Origin of the sequence: Nocardioides sp. S5, assembly GCF_017310035.1 — a bacterium.
Taxonomy (GTDB): domain Bacteria; phylum Actinomycetota; class Actinomycetes; order Propionibacteriales; family Nocardioidaceae; genus Nocardioides.
In genome coordinates this window covers 2,459,887-2,474,752 of the sequence record NZ_CP022296.1, presented here as the reverse complement: position 1 = coordinate 2,474,752, position 14,866 = coordinate 2,459,887, and the positions used below count along the sequence as shown (strand labels likewise).

General features: G+C 72.4%; 11 protein-coding genes and 1 riboswitch. Of the genes, 7 read left to right on the top strand and 4 right to left on the bottom strand.

Features of this window, described 5'->3' with window-relative positions; all coding sequences use genetic code 11:
• Positions 1-20 precede the first annotated feature (20 nt).
• The 7 genes from gcvH to CFI00_RS12180 all read left to right on the top strand — a co-directional run bounded on the left by gcvH (position 21) and on the right by CFI00_RS12180 (position 7,606).
• The gene (gcvH, locus tag CFI00_RS12210; protein WP_207081430.1) at positions 21-407 is read left to right on the top strand and encodes a glycine cleavage system protein GcvH; all 387 of its coding nucleotides are present in this window, start codon (positions 21-23) and stop codon (positions 405-407) included.
• 130 nt (positions 408-537) lie between these two features.
• Positions 538-1,050, top strand: coding sequence for an FHA domain-containing protein (locus CFI00_RS12205; RefSeq protein ID WP_207081429.1), 513 nt, complete (start codon positions 538-540; stop codon positions 1,048-1,050).
• A 3-nt stretch (positions 1,051-1,053) separates the two neighbouring features.
• Positions 1,054-1,794: a MerR family transcriptional regulator gene (locus CFI00_RS12200; protein ID WP_207081428.1), complete on the top strand. Its 741-nt coding sequence runs from the start codon at positions 1,054-1,056 to the stop codon at positions 1,792-1,794.
• A 43-nt stretch (positions 1,795-1,837) separates the two neighbouring features.
• Positions 1,838-2,308 (top strand): bifunctional nuclease family protein, encoded by a 471-nt coding sequence (locus CFI00_RS12195; protein WP_207081427.1) that lies wholly within the window; start codon positions 1,838-1,840, stop codon positions 2,306-2,308.
• Positions 2,309-2,563: 255 nt separating this feature from the next.
• Positions 2,564-3,133: a MerR family transcriptional regulator gene (locus tag CFI00_RS12190; RefSeq protein ID WP_277988378.1), complete on the top strand. Its 570-nt coding sequence runs from the start codon at positions 2,564-2,566 to the stop codon at positions 3,131-3,133.
• Positions 3,134-3,247: 114 nt separating this feature from the next.
• Positions 3,248-3,355, top strand: a riboswitch (glycine riboswitch).
• A gap of 64 nt (positions 3,356-3,419) precedes the next feature.
• Positions 3,420-6,281: an aminomethyl-transferring glycine dehydrogenase gene (gene gcvP, locus CFI00_RS12185; RefSeq protein WP_277988298.1), complete on the top strand. Its 2,862-nt coding sequence runs from the start codon at positions 3,420-3,422 to the stop codon at positions 6,279-6,281.
• A 35-nt stretch (positions 6,282-6,316) separates the two neighbouring features.
• Positions 6,317-7,606, top strand: coding sequence for a serine hydrolase domain-containing protein (locus CFI00_RS12180; RefSeq protein WP_207081425.1), 1,290 nt, complete (start codon positions 6,317-6,319; stop codon positions 7,604-7,606).
• A 2-nt stretch (positions 7,607-7,608) separates the two neighbouring features.
• On the opposite strand, the gene CFI00_RS12175 is transcribed toward CFI00_RS12180, so the two are convergent.
• The 4 genes from CFI00_RS12175 to CFI00_RS12160 form a co-directional block, all read right to left on the bottom strand.
• On the bottom strand, positions 7,609-8,997 hold the full coding sequence (locus tag CFI00_RS12175; protein ID WP_207081424.1) for a metallopeptidase TldD-related protein: 1,389 nt from the start codon (positions 8,995-8,997) through the stop codon (positions 7,609-7,611).
• Positions 8,997-10,532 (bottom strand): TldD/PmbA family protein, encoded by a 1,536-nt coding sequence (locus CFI00_RS12170; RefSeq protein WP_207081423.1) that lies wholly within the window; start codon positions 10,530-10,532, stop codon positions 8,997-8,999. Before CFI00_RS12170 ends, CFI00_RS12175 begins: the two co-directional genes overlap by 1 nt.
• 82 nt (positions 10,533-10,614) lie before the next feature.
• On the bottom strand, positions 10,615-13,623 hold the full coding sequence (locus CFI00_RS12165) for an SMC family ATPase (protein ID WP_207081422.1): 3,009 nt from the start codon (positions 13,621-13,623) through the stop codon (positions 10,615-10,617).
• The gene (locus CFI00_RS12160; RefSeq protein WP_207081421.1) at positions 13,620-14,810 is read right to left on the bottom strand and encodes an exonuclease SbcCD subunit D; all 1,191 of its coding nucleotides are present in this window, start codon (positions 14,808-14,810) and stop codon (positions 13,620-13,622) included. The genes CFI00_RS12165 and CFI00_RS12160 overlap by 4 nt, the downstream gene beginning before the upstream one ends.
• Between the last annotated feature and the right edge of the window lie 56 nt (positions 14,811-14,866).

Genomic DNA, 14,866 nt, shown 5'->3' with positions numbered 1-14,866 from the left:
GACAGCTCGAGGAGTCCCACGTGTATCCGGAGAACCTGAAGTACACCAGCGAGCACGAGTGGGTGCGCACGCCCGGCGACGCCGAGGGCTCGGTGCGCGTCGGCATCACGGACTTCGCGCAGGACGCGCTCGGCGACATCGTCTACGTCTCGCTGCCGCAGGTCGGCGACGCGGTGACGGCGGGGGAGACCTGCGGAGAGCTCGAGTCGACCAAGTCGGTCAGCGACATCTACGCACCGGTCACCGGCGAGGTCGTCGCCGTGAACTCCTCGCTCGACTCCACCCCCGAGCTGGTCAACAGCGACCCCTACGAGGCCGGCTGGCTGTTCGAGGTGAGCGTCGGTGACGCCTCCCAGGTCGACGGCCTGATGGACTCCGCCACCTACCAGTCCAGCCTCGCAGGCTGAGTCGTCCGCCGATCCACCGCCGCTGCCCCTGATCGTTCCTGCGCCCCATCGCGGGGCTGATAGGTTCGGAACAACCGTCAACCTCAACCCTCGGCTGAGGGTTGGGTGTCGATCCGCCGAGGAGCCCCCCATGCCGTTCTGCACCGCCTGTGGCAAGCAGAACCCTGACGACGCCCGCTTCTGTGCCCAGTGCGGCACCAAGCTGCTCGTCGGGGAAGACACCGGGTCCAGCCCGGTCGAGTCCACTGCGACGATCACCTTCGGCGTACCGGACCAGCGCGAGTCGTCGGACCGCCAGCTGAGCCCGGTGGACGCCGCAGCCGTCGACGCCCTCCCCGAGGGCCACGCGCTGCTGGTCGTGCAGCGCGGACCGAGCGCCGGAAGCCGTTTCCTCCTCGACACCGACGTGGTCGGTGCGGGTCGTCACCCGGACAGCGAGATCTTCCTCGACGACGTGACCGTGTCCCGCCGGCACGCGGAGTTCCGCCGCTCCGGCGCCGGCTACAGCGTCAGCGACGTGGGCAGCCTCAACGGCACCTACGTCAACCGCGACCGCATCGACTCCGTCGAGCTCAACGACGGCGACGAGGTCCAGATCGGCAAGTACCGCCTGGTGTTCTTCTCCTCCCACCCGAACAGCTGATCCGTGAGTGCCCCGACGCCCTCGGCATCGAGTCGCGGCGCCCGCTTCAACATCGGGCAGGTCCTCGACCAGCTCCGACCCGACTTCCCCGGGGTGACGATCCCCAAGATCCGCTTCCTGGAGGACCAGGGCCTGGTCAAGCCGGAACGCACGGCCGCCGGCTATCGGAAGTTCTCCGGCGATGACGTCGCCCGGCTGCGCTACATCCTGCTGATGCAGCGCGACCACTACCTCCCGTTGAAGGTCATCGGCGACCATCTCGACGCGATCGACCGGGGGCTCGAGCCGCCGGCCATCGAGTCCGTCGTCCCGACGGTGCCGAAGGTGGCGCTCAGCTCCGACGGCCTGCCCAGCCCGGAGTCGTTCCGGCGCACCAGCGACCTGCGGCTCTCGCGCCGGGAGCTGCTGAAGGTCGCCGACATCTCCGAGGACCTGCTCTCACAGCTCGAGCAGTACGGCCTGGTGAGCGCGCGCACCGGAACGGGCCACTTCGACAGCGACGCCCTCGTGGTGGCGCAGACCGCTCGCGAGCTCGCCGACTTCGGCTTCGAGCCGCGGCACCTACGGGCCTTCAAGACCGCCGCCGACCGCGAGGTGGGCCTGGTGCAGCAGGTCGTCGCACCCCTGGCCCGGGGTCGCGACGCAGCAGCGCGCGGGCGCGCCGAGGACGCGACGTCCGAGATCGCGGCGCTCTCCGTACGCCTCCACGCCACGCTGGTGAAGGTCGGTCTCGACCGCGGTTGATCCCGCCCGGGCCGGGTCAGGGGACCTGAGTAGGGTGGGGGACATGCGCGAAATGGACGTCGTCGGAGTCCGCGTCGAGATGCCCTCCAACCAGCCGATCGTGCTCCTGCGCGAGGTGACGGGGGAGCGGTACCTCCCGATCTGGATCGGAGCCGTCGAGGCCACGGCCATCGCCTTCGCGCAGCAGGGCGTCACGCCGCCGCGCCCCTTGACGCACGACCTGATGCGCGACGTGCTGGAGGCGACGGGCCAGCGCCTCGAGGAGGTCCGCATCGTCGACATGCAGGACGGCATCTTCTTCGCCCAGCTCGTCTTCGACGGCGGGGCGGAGGTCGGGGCCCGTCCCTCGGACTCGATCGCACTGGCGCTGCGCACCGGGACCCGGATCGTGTGCGCCGAGGCCGTGCTGGAGGAAGCCGGCCTCGCGGTGCCCGCCGAGCAGGAGGACGAGGTCGAGCGGTTCCGCGAGTTCCTCGACCACGTGTCACCCGACGACTTCGAGGAAGCGCCCTGACGGGCGGCCCGCCGACGCCTCAACACTGACCCTCAGCCTCAGGTTGAGGGTTGCGACACGCCGCTCGATGGATGGACAAGCCGTACTCCCGGGCTTACCTTGAACTGTCTCTGTTGTAACTCCACCGTTGTGGTTGTCGGCCCTGGCCGACTCCGGGCGGGCCCTTCCCCCAGGAGTTACCGCTCAGCGGAGGAACTGACCTGGAGGGTCACTGTGGCTAGCAACGAGAACGAGCAGGGCGCCGACGCCGCCAGGATCAAGGCTGCCGCCGAGGCCGCAGAGGCTGCCGAGGAGCAGGGACTGCTCTTCAGCGACGACGTCTCGCCGCTGCCGAGCGACACCGGCTACCGCGGCCCCACCGCCTGCAACGCCGCCGGGATCACCTACCGCCAGCTCGACTACTGGGCCCGCACCGGCCTCGTCGAGCCGAGCGTGCGCGGTGCGGCCGGCTCCGGCTCCCAGCGCCTCTACTCCTTCCGCGACATCTTGATCCTCAAGGTCGTCAAGCGCCTGCTCGACGCCGGGATCTCGCTGCAGCAGATCCGTACGGCGACCGCGCACCTGCGCGAGCGCGGCACCGACGACCTGACCCGCGTCACCCTGATGAGCGACGGCGCCTCGGTCTACGAGTGCACCAGCAACGACGAGGTCATCGACCTGCTCCAGGGCGGTCAGGGCGTCTTCGGCATCGCCATCGGCGGCGTCTGGCGCGAGATCGAGGGCACGCTCGCCGAGCTGCCCAGCGAGCGCACCGCCGGTGAGCCTGCCGCGCCGGTCGCGGGCGACGAGCTCGCCGCGCGTCGTGCCGCCCGCCAGACCGGCTGACCCCGCACCCCACGACCCTCCGACTAGGCCGCCCGGACCTCCGGGCGGCCTCGCTCGTCCAGCCCACCTGCGGCATGGGTGTGTCGGTGCACCGGGTTAGACTGCTGCTCGCCGACATCCCGTGCGGGAGAGTCACCACGGCTGGTCCACGGACCGACCGGTGTGCGCCGAAGGGGCAATTCCTCCCCGGAACCTCTCAGGCACCCGGACCGCACGGGTTGGCACTCTGGAGGCCACCGGGCCGACAGAGGGGGAGGCCCCACTGAAGCGACCTCAGGGAGCCCCCGTGCCGGACGCCACCCCCTCCACCAGCGACGCGATCTCCCTCGGTGAGTTCGTCGCCCGTCACATCGGTCCCGACGACACGGCGGTCTCGCACATGCTCGAGGCCATCGGCCGCGAGTCGCTCGAGGCCCTGATGACGTCCGCGGTCCCCGGTGGGATCCGCACCGCCGCCTCGCTCGGCCTGCCGGACCCCCTCGACGAGGAGGCGACAGCGCGGGCGCTGCGCACCCTCGCCTCGCAGAACCGTCCTGCCGAGGCCATGATCGGCCTGGGCTACCACGCGACCATCACCCCGGCGGTGATCCGGCGCAACGTGCTCGAGGACCCGTCCTGGTACACCGCCTACACGCCCTACCAGCCCGAGATCTCCCAGGGGCGCCTCGAGGCACTGCTCAACTTCCAGACCGTGGTCGCGGACCTCACCGGCCTGCCGACGGCCAACGCGTCACTGCTCGACGAGGGCACCGCGGCGGCCGAGGCCATGACGCTCGTCCGCCGTGCGCAGCGCAACGCCACCGGCCCCTTCGTCGTGGACGCCGACGCCCTTCCGCAGACCATCGACGTCGTGCGGACCCGCGCTGAGGGGATGGGCATCGAGGTCGTCGTCGCCGACCTCGCCGACGGCCTGCCCGAGGGCCCGGTCAGCGGCGTCCTCGTGCAGTACCCCGGCGCGTCCGGCGCGGTGGTGGACCCCCGACCGGTGATCGACGCCGTGCACGAGCGTGGCGGCCTGGCCGTGGTGGCGGCCGACATCCTGTCGCTGGCCCTGCTCGAGGCGCCCGGGACCATGGGCGCGGACGTGGTCGTGGGGTCGTCGCAGCGCTTCGGCGTCCCCCTCTTCTACGGCGGTCCGCACGCCGGCTTCATGTCCGTGTCCGCGGGTCTCGAGCGCCACCTGCCCGGGCGCCTTGTCGGCGTCTCGGTCGACGCCGAGGGCCGACGGGCCTACCGCCTCGCCCTCCAGACCCGTGAGCAGCACATCCGGCGTGACAAGGCCACCTCCAACATCTGCACCGCCCAGGTGCTGCTCGCGGTCGTGGCGTCGATGTACGCCGTCTACCACGGCCCCGAGGGTTTGCGCCGGATCGCCCAGCGCACCCACGACCACGCCGACCGGATCGCCGGTGCCCTGCGCGCGGGCGGCGTCGAGATCGTCAACGACACGTGGTTCGACACGCTCACCGTGGCCGTGCCGGGCCGGGCCAACGAGGTCGTCGCGGCGGCTCGGACGGTGGGCCTGCACCTGCGGCTCATCGACGCCGACCACGTCGGTGTCTCCACCTCGGAGCGCACCAGCCCGTCGACGGTGTCCGCCGTGCTGCGCGCCTTCGGTGTCGCCGCGAGCGGTGACGAGACGGTCGAGGGGCTGCCGGGCGGCCTGCACCGCACCACCGAGTTCCTCACCCACGAGGTCTTCAACTCCCACCACAGCGAGACGCAGATGCTGCGCTACCTCGCCCGGCTGTCGGGGCGCGACTACGCGCTGGACCGCGGCATGATCCCGCTGGGGTCCTGCACGATGAAGCTCAACGCGACGACCGAGATGGAGCCGGTGAGCCTGCCCGGCTTCGCCGACCTGCACCCCTTCGCCCCGGCGCAGGACGCCACCGGCTACCGCGAGCTCGTCGACGACGTCGAGGGCTGGCTGGCCGAGGTCACCGGCTACGACAAGGTCTCGGTGCAGCCCAACGCCGGCTCGCAGGGCGAGCTGGCCGGGCTGCTCGCGATCCGCGGCTACCACCTCGCCAACGGTGACACCGGTCGCAACATCTGCCTGATCCCGTCGTCGGCGCACGGCACCAACGCCGCGTCGGCGGTGATGGCCGGGATGAAGGTCGTGGTCGTCAAGGCCTCCGACGACGGTTCGGTCGACCTCGACGACCTGCTCGCCAAGTGCGAGCAGCACGCTGAGACGCTGGCTGCGATCATGGTCACCTACCCCTCGACCCACGGGGCCTACGAGGACTCGATCACCGACCTGTGCAAGATCGTGCACGACCACGGGGGCCAGGTCTACGTCGACGGAGCGAACCTCAACGCCCTGCTCGGCTACGCGCGGCCCGGCGAGTTCGGCGGGGACGTGTCGCACCTCAACCTCCACAAGACCTTCTGCATCCCGCACGGGGGCGGTGGCCCCGGCGTCGGCCCCGTCGCCGTACGCGCCCACCTCGCCCCCTACCTGCCCTCCCACGCGTGGCACCCCGAGTCAGCCAAGCGCGAGGGCATCGGCCCGATCAGCGCGGCGCCCTACGGCTCGGCCGGCATCCTGCCGATCACCTGGGCCTACATCCGGATGATGGGCGCCGAGGGCCTGACCCGTGCGACGGCCGTGGCCGTGCTGTCGGCCAACTACATCGCGCACCGGCTGAACGACCACTTCCCTGTGCTCTACCGCGGGCACGGCGACCTCGTCGCGCACGAGTGCATCCTCGACCTGCGCGGCATCACCAAGGCCAGCGGCGTCACGGTGGACGACGTGGCCAAGCGCCTCGTCGACTACGGCTTCCACGCCCCGACCATGTCGTTCCCGGTCGCCGGCACGCTGATGGTCGAGCCCACCGAGTCCGAGGACCTCGCCGAGATCGACCGCTTCTGCGACGCGATGATCGCGATCCGCGGCGAGATCGCCCGTGTGGAGGCGGGGGAGTGGACGCCGGAGGACTCGCCGCTGCGGCACGCCCCGCACACGGCGCGCGCGCTCGTCGGGGAGTGGGACCGCAGCTACTCACGCGAGGTCGCGGTCTTCCCGCAGGGCATCGACCCCGACAAGTACTGGCCGCCCGTCGCCCGCATCGACCAGGCCTACGGCGACCGCAACCTCGTGTGCGCCTGCCCGCCGCCGGAGGCGTTCGAGCAGGACTGAGCCGGACGCGAGCCGCACGTCGTAGGGTCGGCGTCGTGAGCGATCAGCGGCAGCGCCTCCTCGACGTCGCGCAGGCCGAGGGTCGCCTGACCTCGGTGGTCGGCGCCGTCTTCGACCGCTACGGCGCGGTGTGGGCCGGGGGTGCCGGGGACGCGCCCGGCCTCGACGGGCAGTACCGGATCGGCTCCATCACCAAGACGATGACGGCCGTGCTGGTCCTGCAGGCACGCGACGCCGGGGTGCTGCACCTCGACGACCGGTTGGGTGACCACCTCGGAGACGTCGGCTACGGCGAGGTGACCCTCCGCGATGCGCTGGCGCACACGTCCGGCATGCAGAGCGAGCCTCGGGGCCCGTGGTGGGAGCGCACCCGCGGCACCGACTTCCTCGCGCTCGCCGCCGCCAACGACGGCGGTGGCCGGGTCGCCGGTGCGGGGGAGTGGTTCCACTACTCCAACCTCGGCTACGGGCTGCTCGGTGAGGTGGTGGCCCGCCGCCTCGGAGCCCCGTGGCGGGTGCTCGTCGCTGAGAAGCTCCTCCGTCCGTTGGCCATGCGGGCGACGTCGTACCTCCCGCGTCCGGGCGCGCAGCCGGGATGGAGCGTCGACCACTTCACCGGCATCCGGGTCCACGAGCCGCTGACCGACACCGGCGCGATGGCCCCGGCCGGCCAGCTGTGGTCGACCCTGGCCGACCTCGTCACCTGGGGCCAGCTGCTGGGCGGGGGACGCCCGGACGTCCTTGCCGAGGTGTCGCTGGCGGAGATGCAGCGGCCCGTGACCGACGACTACGGCCTCGGTCTGATGCTGGGGCTGCACCCCGGCGGGCGCCTCGTGGGGCACAACGGCTCGATGCCGGGCTTCATGGCGGCGCTGCACGTCGACCCCGACAGCGGCATCGGCGCGGTCGTGCTGACGAATGCCACGACGGGCATCGACCCGCGTGAGCTCGCCGTCTCGCTGATCGCGGGCGACCCCGACGCCGAGGAGACCCGACCGGCGCCGTGGCGTCCCACCCGTTCACTGCCGGGCACCGTGCAGGGCGTGCCGGGGGTGTGGTTCTGGGGCAACACGGCGTACGACGTGCGCTGGCACAACGACGGCCTCGAGCTGCGGGCGATGGCGCGCGGAAACGTCGTCACCGACCGCTTCGAGGTCGTCGACGGCATGCTCGTCGGCGTCACGGGCTACCACCGCGGCGAGCGGCTCGACGTCGTACGCCGTCCCGACGGCACGATCCGCAACCTCGAGTGCGCGACCTTCGTCTACACCCGGGTGCCCTACGACCCCGAGGTGGAGATCCCCGGCGGCCACCCGCGACGGTGACGTCAGACGCCCTGCGACACGCTCGACATGTTGAAGTCCGGGATCCGCAGGGCCGGGGTGGCGGTGCGCGAGAAGTAGTCGTCGCCCCACTCGCGGCTGAAGCTGAGGCTCGACTCGGTGGCGGCGCTGAAGCGGTTGAGCAGGTCGATCGGGCTCTCGTTCCAGCGGAAGTTGTTGGCGGCACCGACGATCTCGCCGTCCTCGACGACGTAGACCCCGTCGCGGGTGAGGCCGGTGAGGAGCATGGTCTGGGGGTCGACCTCGCGGATGTACCACAGGCAGGTGAGCAGCAGTCCCCGCCGCACGCCCGCCACCATGTCGTCCACAGTGCCTGCGCCATCGCCGACCTCGAGCACGAGATTGTCGATCATGGGGGTGACGGGCTGGCCGGTCATGGCGGCCGAGTGGCGGGTCTGGAGCAGACCGGTGAGGAGCCCGTCGCGGATCCAGTCGGTGCGCTCGAGGAGCAGGCCGTTGTCGAAGACCGAGTCGGTGTTGTCGGAGGCGCCCGCGATGACGAACGGCGCACACTCCAACCCGGGGTGGGTGGGGTCGGAGAACAGGCTGACCCCCGGGGCGGCCACCTTGTCACCGATGCGGGTGCCGCCGCCACGGCGGCTGTAGACGGACTCGCCCTCGTGGGCCACGCGGGCGCCGGCGCCCCAGTAGGCGTCGATCATCAGGTCGGCCACCGAGGACGGCGGCAGGATCGTGTCGTAGCGCCCGGCGGGCAGGTCGATGCGTCGCTCGGCCCACCGCAGGCGCTGCGCGACCGTCGCGGCCATCGCGGCTGCATCGACGTCGCGGAAGTCGCGGGTCGCACCACCCGTCCAGGCGCTGCGGGTCAGGGACGTGTCCTTGCCGGTGCAGGCGTAGTGGCCGGTGGGCTGCACGTGGCGCAGCCGCAGTCCCCGGGTGGAGCCGAGGTAGGTCGTGGCGACGTCGTGGTTGACGAAGCCGTAGAGCAGGCGGTCCTCCGCGCTGGCCTCGCGGAACGCCTCGCCCAGGGCGGGTGCGAAGGCGTCGTAGACGCCGATGTCGGTGGTCTCCGGCTCGAGGTCCCACAGGGGGGAGGTCAGGTCGGCGACGAGCTCGCCGGCGTCCTCGGCGGGCGAGCCCGCCCGCGCCGCGGCGTCGGCCCCCTCCACCAGCGCGGTGACCTGGTCGGTGGTGGAGGCGCTGCCGGAGACCGAGCCGGTCGCGATGCCGCCGGCGACCGAGGCGAAGCTGATCACGGTCACCGAGACCTCGGTCATCACGCCGTTGGTGGTCAGCGTGTTGTTGGCCCAGCGCAGGTTGGCGCTGGTGACGTCGCGGACGATGGCGATGCAGTCGTCGGCGGTCGAGGTCGCGAGCGCGTGCTCGACGAGCTCCTGGGCGGTGGTCCTCATCAGTGGCCTGCCTCGTCGATGGTGTTCAGGATGTTGACCCCGCGGAACAGTGCCGACGGGCAGCCGTGGCTCACTGCCGCCACCTGGCCGGGCTGGGCCTTGCCACAGTTGAACGCACCGCCCAGCACCCACGTGTCCGGCCCGCCGACCGCCTCCATGGAGCCCCAGAAGTCAGTCGTCGTGGCCTGGTAGGCGACGTCGCGGAGCATGCCGTCGAGCCGGCCGTCGGTGATCTTGTAGAACCGCTGGCCGGTGAACTGGAAGTTGAAGCGCTGCATGTCGATCGACCACGACTTGTCGCCGACGACGTAGATGCCGCGCTCGACGCGCGAGACGAGGTCGTCGGTGGTGAGGTCGTCGGTGCCCGGCATCAGTGACACGTTGGCCATCCGCTGGATCGGGATGTGGCCGGGGGAGTCGGCGTAGGCGCAGCCGTTGGAGCGGCCCTGCCCCGAGTCGAGCCCCGAGAGCTCGGGCTTGAGGTGAGCCATGGCGCGGTCGAGCTGGTAGCCCACGAGGACGCCGTCGCGGACGATGTCCCACGCCTGGGTCTGCACGCCCTCGTCGTCGTAGCCGACGGTCGCCAGACCGTGCTCCTGGGTCCGGTCGCCGCGGACGTTCATCACCTCCGAGCCGTACTGGAGCGTCCCGAGCTTGTCGTAGGTGGCGAACGAGGTGCCGGCGTAGTTGGCCTCGTAGCCCAGTGCGCGGTCGAGCTCGGTCGCGTGGCCGATGGACTCGTGGATCGTGAGCCACAGGTTGGACGGATCGACCACGAGGTCGTACGAGCCGGCCTCGACGCTGGGTGCCCGGAGCTTCTCGGCAAGAAGGTCGGGGACCTCGGCCAGCTCGGCGTCCCAGTCCCAGTGGGCGCCGGAGAGGTACTCCCAGCCGCGGCCGACCGGCGGGGCGATGGAGGCCATCGAGTCGAAGATCCCGGTCTCCGCGTCCTCGCCGGTGGCCTCGAAGCCCGGCTGGAGGCGTACGCGCTGCTGCGTGGTGCGGGTGCCGGACAGGTCGGCGTAGTACTTGTTCTCCTGCACCTGCTGGAGGAAGGCGGTCGCATGGGCGACCGTGCTGCTCGCGCGCAGGCGCTCGGTCCAGTCGACGAGCAGGTCGGCCTTCTCGCGGGTGGGGACGTCGAGCGGGTTCACGTCGTAGCCGGAGATCCAGGTGACGTCGTCGTGCACCGGCTCGGGGGCCAGCTCGACGGGGGTCGTGGTCATCGCCGCGGCCACGCGTGCCACGGCGACGGCCGTGTCGGCCAGCCGTCGTGCCTCGTCGTCGGTCAGCACCACGCCGGAGGCGAAGCCCCAGGCGCCGCCGTGGACCACACGGACCGCGAACCCGAGGTCCTCGGCATCGCTGGCGGTCTGGAGGTTGCCGTCACGCGCACCGAGGTACTGGTAGCGGTTGCGCTCGAAGCGGAAGTCCGCGTGGGTCGCACCGAGCTCCTGGGCCCTGGCCAGGGCGACGTCACCGAGGCGGCGGTGCGGCAGTTCGCTGAAGGTCGGGTCGAGCCCGGGCGCACTCATGGGAGCGAACCTATCCGAGCCCCGACCGGCGCGACGACCACCTCCGGAGGGCGAGTCCTGACAGGATCCGGGTGGGGGTGGCTCAGGCCAGCTCAAGCGTCGTACGGCTGCCGGTGCGGCCGCGGTGCACGCGCAGCTGGGTGGGGATCCGGGTCTGGAGCTCGGGCACGTGGCTGACCACGCCGACCACCCGACCGCCGTCGCGGAGGGTGTCGAGGGTGTCCATGACGTCCTCCAGCGTCTCGGAGTCGAGCGAGCCGAAGCCCTCGTCGACGAAGAGGGTCTCCAGGTCGGTGCCGCCGGCCTCCTCGGTGATCACGTCGGCCAGGCCGAGCGCGAGGGCGAGCGAGACCACGAAGGTCTCACCCCCGGACAGCGTCGCGGGGTCGCGGTCGTCGCCGGTCCAGTCGTCGCGCACGACCAGGCTCAGTCCGCCCCGTGTCTCACCCGCCCCGCGCTGCCCGGTGTGGACGAGGGAGTAGCGCTGGTCGCTCATCGTGGAGAGCCGGAGGTTGGCGGCCTCGACGACCTGGCTGAGGCGGTGGGCGAGGACGTAGGCCGAGAGCCGCATCTGGAGACGGTTGTCGGGGTGCTTGCCCTCGACCATCGCCGCCAGGTCGGTGACCAGCTCGAGGTCGTCGCGCACGGGGGTCCACGCCGCGAGGGCCGCCTCCACCTCGTCGGCGAGGCCGCGCAGACGCCGGCCGCGGTCGCGCAGGCTCATGTCGCGGTGGCGTGCCGCGGCGGCCGCCTCCTTGGCGCGGTGGTGAGCCTGGGCCAGCGCCTCCAGGTCGGGCGGGTCGGCCGTCGCGGAGCGCACGAGGTCCTCGTCGGCCAGGAGCTCGGCGACCCGGGCCGCCTCGCGCTCGTGGCGCTCGATGAGGCGCTGGAGCTCGGCGACGTCGTCGTCGGACAGCCAGGACGCGGCGGCGGCGGCCGAGGAGTCGAAGCCGGCGCGCCCCGCCAGCTCGTCGGCCGCCTGCTGCGTGCTGGTGGCGGTGGCGTCGGCGCGGGACAGCTCGGCGGTGAGGTCGCAGATGCGCTGGGCCAGCGACTCCACCTGCTGGTGGAAGGCGGTGAGGGCGTCGAGGTCGACCTGGCCCTGCTCGCGGGCGTCGTCGGCGTCAGGCACGACGGCGGCGACCTGCTCCCGCAGCGCCTCGAGCCGGGAGGCCAGGACTGCGGCCTCCGTGTCGTGCTGCGCGGTGGCGGCGACGAGCTCGTCACGGTCGGCCGCGAGCGCGTCCAACTCGGCACGCAGGGAGTCGACGCGTGCCTGGAGGGAGGGGAGGAGCGCGGCGTCGGCACGCGCACGGTCCAGGCGCGCCAGCGTGGACTCCTCCTCGACCAGCAGCTGCTCGACGGAGTCACCCGACTCCGCCAGCGCGGCGGCGAGCTGGGACTCCAGGCCCCGAACCTGCTGGGCGTGGGCCTCGACGACGACCTCGAGGTCGTCGACCTCGCGCCGGACCTCGCGCTCGGCCGCCTCATCGGGAGCACCGGGGGCGGGCGAGGCGAGGGACGGATGCTCGGCCGAGCCGCACACAGGGCAGCAAGCGCCGACGGCCAGCTTGCCGGCGATCTCGGCAGCCATGCCGTCGAGGCGCTGCTCGCGGAGCTCGACGAGGGTCTCGCGGGCGAGGAGTCGGGCCTGGGTGGCCTCGGCGAGGGCGAACCCAGCCGTGGCGAGCTGGGCGCCGATCGCCTCCGCCGAACGAGCGGCGCGGACCCGGACGCGGAGCACCTCGAGGTCACGGGTGAGGGCCTCGGCGGTGACCACCGACTCCTGGGCGGCAGTCAGCGGCACGATCGCCTGCTCGAGCGCGGCGGGCACCTCGTCGGCACGCTCCTGGACCTGTCGTAGCCGGGCCGCAGACTCCTCACGCACCCGCTCCACCCGGGCCAGGTGCCGGGCGACGTCCACGGCCTGGCGCTGGAGGGGACGGACGCGGGCGATGTCGGTCAGGGCCTGGGTCGCTGCCCGCCGATGGTCCGCGACCTGCTGGTCGTCGAGGGACTCCTCCTCCAGCAGCGCGCGCAGGCGTCCACGCGCCGCAGCGGACTGCTGCTCGAGGTCGTCGACGTCGCGACGTGCCTGCTGCGCAAGGTCGTGGAGGGGCCGGACCGCGCCGGCGCGCTGCGCCTTGTCGACGCGGCGCTTGCGGCTCGCGTGCTCCGGTGCGGCCGCCTCGACGGCGGCGTGGGCGCGGCGGGCGGCGGCGTACGTCGCGCGGAGTCCCGCCAGCTCGATGCCGGCGGCGGACGCCTGGGACGCGGCCACCTCCTCCGCGGAGGCGTTCTCCACTGCGATCGCCTGCTCGACGGACGCAGTGACTGCGGCCTGGCTCAGGTCCCGGATCCAGGCCTGGACCGTGGTGGGGTCGGCCGACCAGTCGGCGGGCGCCTCGTGGTGGGCGACCTCGCTCACCCGGCTGACGAGGTCCGCGACCGCGCGGTGGTGCAGGTCGCCGGCGCGGCGCAGCTCGATGCGCCGATCGCGCAACCAGCGCTCGGTGCGGTCGAACCGTCCGGTCTGAAAGACCTGCTGGAGGAGGGCGTGGCGCTCCTCCGAGCGCGCCCGCAGGAAGGCCTGGAACCTGCCTTGCGGCAGCAGTGCGACCTGGCAGAACTGGGGGAGCGTCATGCCGACGAGGCGGGTCACCAGGTGTCCGGTCTCGTCGAGGCGGGTGCTGAGCGGGTGCCAGGCATCGGCCCCGTCGTCGCCTGCCCGGCGCTCTGAGATGACGACGCGGGCCTGCTCGGTGGTGGTGCCCTTGCCCCGGCGCTTGGGGCGCGTCCAGGCGGGGGAGCGGTCGATCCTGAAGCGGCGACCCGACAGCGTCGCCTCGAGCACGACCCGGGGGGCGACGTCGGCGGCGGCGTGGTCGGAACGCAGCCGCTTGGCGGCGGACCGGTCGCCGGGCACGTCGCCGTAGAGCGCGAAGCAGACAGCGTCGAGGATGCTGGACTTGCCGGCGCCCGTGGGACCGCTCAGCAGGAACAGTCCGGCGTCGGAGAGCGCGTCGAAGTCGACGCGGGACGCCTCCGCGAACGGGCCGAACGCGACCACTTCGAGGTGGTGCAGCCTCATGCGGGCCCACCCCCGTCGGTGGCGCCGCCGGCGCTCGCGCCCACGAGGACGTCGAGCTCGGGGTCGTGGCAGCAGGCGTCGAAGGCGTCCTGGAGCAGTGCGGACTCAGCGGGAGTGGCTTCCACGCCGCGCACGTGGCGGATGAAGTCGAGCGAGATGGCGTGGTCGCTGGTGCCGGGAGCAGGACGACCGGGGGCCTGCACGTCGCTGACCGGGGCGGGGAACTGGAGCACGAGCGTGTGAGGGAAGCGTCGCCGCAGCTGCTCCATCGCGCGAGCCGGGCGCGGCGCGTCGGTGAGGGTGGCCTGGACCCAGTCCTGCTCGCGGTCGGCCAGCGAGCGGTCCGCGAGCAGCTCGGCGAGCGAGCCGCTGATGCGTGAGAGCCGGCGCGGGACCGGGGCGTCGATCCACCGCGCCGAGGCGAAGCCCTTCGCGTTGAGCTCGACGAGCCAGCTGCCCTTGACCTGGTCGGCCTCGGAGAAGGAGTAGGCCAGTGGCGAGCCGGAGTAGCGCAGCGCGTCGGACAGCACGTGTGGGCCGTGGAGGTGCCCCAGCGCGGTGTAGTCGATGCCGTCGAAGGTGCTCGTCGAGACCCGGGAGACACCGCCCACGCTGATGTCACGCTCGGACTCCGACGGGGCGGCGCCTGCCACGAACGCGTGCGCCATCACCACCGAGCGGGTCTTCGTGCGCGCCGCCAGGTCGCGGCGGACGCGGGTCATCGCCTCGGACAGCGCCGCCTCGTGGCTGCGGTGGCCCAGCGACCAGGGCTCGAGGAGGGCGGACGGGTCGAGGAAGGGGATCGCGTGGATCGCGACGTCGCCGTGGCGGTCCCTGAGCACGACGGGGCTGCCGACCGAGGCGGCGCTGGTGCGGACGAACACGCCTGCGGCGTCCATCAGGCGGGAGCCGAAGCCCAGGCGCTGGGCGCTGTCGTGGTTGCCACTGCTGACGACGACCTTGGCGCGGGACGCGGCGAGCCGCGCGAAGGTCTCGTCCGCGAGCGCGACGGCGTCGACGTGGGGGAGCGCGCGGTCGTAGACGTCGCCGGAGACCACCACGACGTCGACCTTCTCCGCGTCCACCACCTCGAGCAGGTGGTCGACGAACGCACCCTGGTGCCCGAGGAGGTCCTCGCGGTGGAAGGACCTCCCGAGGTGCCAGTCGGAGGTGTGGAGGATGCGCACGTGACGACCGTAGAACGCCGCACCGACAGCGGCGGGCCACCACGCCGCGCGAGGGT